This is a genomic window from Levilactobacillus paucivorans (assembly GCF_001437125.1).
Classification (GTDB): Bacteria; Bacillota; Bacilli; order Lactobacillales; family Lactobacillaceae; genus Levilactobacillus; species Levilactobacillus paucivorans.
On the sequence record NZ_JQCA01000139.1, the window covers coordinates 1 to 2,616 of the forward strand.

General features: G+C 41.5%; 1 protein-coding gene and 2 pseudogenes. All 3 read right to left on the reverse strand.

The features are described 5' to 3' along the window. Positions 1-337 precede the first annotated feature (337 nt). The 3 genes and pseudogenes from IV54_RS09665 to IV54_RS11795 all read right to left on the reverse strand — a co-directional run bounded on the left by IV54_RS09665 (position 338) and on the right by IV54_RS11795 (position 2,469). Positions 338-1,246: a magnesium transporter CorA family protein gene (locus IV54_RS09665; RefSeq protein WP_057879133.1), complete on the reverse strand. Its 909-nt coding sequence runs from the start codon at positions 1,244-1,246 to the stop codon at positions 338-340. 156 nt (positions 1,247-1,402) lie between these two features. Next, positions 1,403-1,663 (reverse strand): annotated as a pseudogene (locus IV54_RS09670) (divalent metal cation transporter); the annotation flags it as partial. A gap of 7 nt (positions 1,664-1,670) precedes the next feature. Next, a pseudogene (locus IV54_RS11795) lies at positions 1,671-2,469 on the reverse strand (IS5 family transposase). Positions 2,470-2,616: the final 147 nt, after the last annotated feature.

Consider the following 2,616-nt stretch of genomic DNA (forward strand, 5'->3'; position numbering starts at 1 on the left):
AAATGGTCGTTTTGGCGTTTTTAGCACTATTACTTAAGAGATTTTAGACAGCTTCTAACACTTTTAGTATAGAAGGGTAATGTTTTTGCTTGGTATTGATTGGGTAAAGAAATGGTAAAAAATAAGAGCGCGACAAGACCCGGGTTGACCCCAGAGCATAAGGCAGAAAATCCAGTAGCGAACGGTTTTTGTTCGTTACTGGATTTTTTGTCTTATGTGGCCGGGGTCAGGGTCGTCGGAGCGTATTTCAGAAGCCGAAGGGTGCTCAAAATAGCATAACTGCTCAACTATACATATTCCAAAAAAGTCCCCCACCCAGCAGCAAGTCACTCACCCATCACATCTTCCGCCAGACCTTCAGCATAATCAGCATCGCCACAATCAAGGCGACAGAAATCCCCAAAGTCAGCATCCAAGCATATTGCATCCCGGCTAACGGGAGTTTCACGTTCATCCCATAGAATCCGGTAATGATCGTTGGCACAGCCATGGTCAGTGACCAAATTGTCAAAAATTTCATTGTATCGTTCAGGTTGTTATTAGCAAGGCTGTTGAAGGTATGATCGATTCGGTCAACGACTTGGGTTTCAATCTCAAACATCCGTTGGACCTGTTCTCCTTCAATTTGCACGTCTTCGAATAAATCAATTTTATCTTGGTCAGCACCGACACCAAAATGGGTCTTTGGCAAACGATCGAGTTCACTGAGATTGGTTTGGACCGCGCTGGACAAAAAGGTCAACGTCTGTTGAAGATATGAAAGTGAAACCAAGTCACTGTTCTTCGTCTTCCGGTTCAAAATTTTATCCAAATAGTTGCGTTTCTTGGTAATGCCGCGAGAAATTGGGATAAAGCTGTCAACAACTGTAAACAGTGTTTCCAGAATAAATGCATCGACGCTCTTAACCGCGGGATTATCCAATGCCGAGGAAAGTGCCGTGTTGACTTCAGGTATGTGGCTTTGATTAAACGTGAATAAAACGCCCTTATGGAGCAACATGCCAAATGGCTGGGTAATGTATCTCAGCGCATCTTTGTCGAGGGCATACGGCGCCAGAAAGATGAATAATTGGTCGTCCTCATTGATATCATAAACATAATTAGTACTTTCATCATTATCAGTGACGTACTCAATAATATCTTCATCGATGCCATACTGATCTTCGAGGGTTGCCCGTTCTTCGGCATTGATTTGAATCGTTTCAATCCATTTGGTTCCATTGATTGTCTTTTCGGGTTTGATCATTTAGTAATCCCCCTGTTAGTTATTAACCTCTATTTTAGACTAAAAAAAAAGAAGGCGCAGACAAATTTTTAAATTGTCAACGACTCCCAACTGCTAAACACTTTTATAAAGAATATAACGGAAACCTACTTATTTTTTATAAAGGTCTTTAAACGGTTATTTCAGCAAGTCAACCGTCTGGAGAATCAAGTAGATGTTCAAGGTTACCAGCACAATGGTGGCAAACCAAGCAGCGTACTTGACCCAAGTATGATTGGCGAACTCACCCATCAACTTCTTGTTACTGGTGAACATGACCAGTGGGATGATGGCAAACGGTAAAGCAATACTCAGGAACACTTGTGATGCCGTCAGTAATCCTTCAATCTTAGCCTCATTGCCATGATAGTAAATGGCAAAGATCAAAACTGGTGTGAGAAACTGTTTAGTATCTTTTGAGAAGTAACCTGATAAAAGCTAACGAAACCATCATGAGACTAGTGTTGAGCTTACGCTCACAGTTACGCCATAAACGATGATAATTTCCCAACCAACTAAATGAACGTTCAATGAGCCACCGTTGGGGGATAACCGAAAATTGGTGTAACTCATTTCTTTAACGACGATTACCTTGGCTGAGGTTAAACTGCTAATCTCATTGGCAAAATTTTGGCCGGTATAACCACTATCAACCATCATGGTTCGAACCAATTTAAACTGCTCTAAATTAAGGGTGACGAGTGCAATCGCCCCGTCACGATCAGTGATGTTAGCCCGGGTAATATGGATAGCTTGCGGGAATCCATTGATGTCAACGGCTAAATGGCGCTTAATGCCGGAAATTTTCTTGCCACCATCGTAACCCTTATTTTCAGCGGTAGCGGTGTTCTTAATGCTTTGGGCATCTAAAATGACGAACGAAGTTCGGGCTGACCGCCCTTGCCTTAATCGTCGATCAGCGACAATTTTTTTAAAACCTGAGTTAATAAAGCTGGTTTATCAGGGGTGGGGGCTTTTGACCAACTCATCCAATAGTAGTAAACGGTGGACCACTTTGGATAATCAGCCGGCAAATCACGCCAAGTACAGCCATTTTTAAGGACATAGAGCATGGCACAGAAGATATCATAAGGATCAATGTGTTTTGGGTGAGTTCGTTTTCTTGAAGCTTCCAGATCCTGACGGATCAAATCGAATTGTTGCCGAGAAATATCGCTTTGGTAATGATGACTAAAATGTTGCATATGATCACCAACTTTTTTGACAGTAGTTTATCAAATTATTGGGTCAAAATCAAAGATACTAAACAGCTTCTTAAGAGATTCTAGACAGCTTCTAATAACTAGGCCGATCGTTTTTATTTTCAGGATTGTTTTTTGGCTTAATTTCTG

What these genes read in the sequence shown, in the direction of transcription:
- IV54_RS09665 (WP_057879133.1), bottom strand. Translation starts at nt 1,246, where the DNA reads ATGATCAAACCCGAAAAGACAATCAATGGAACCAAATGGATTGAAACG.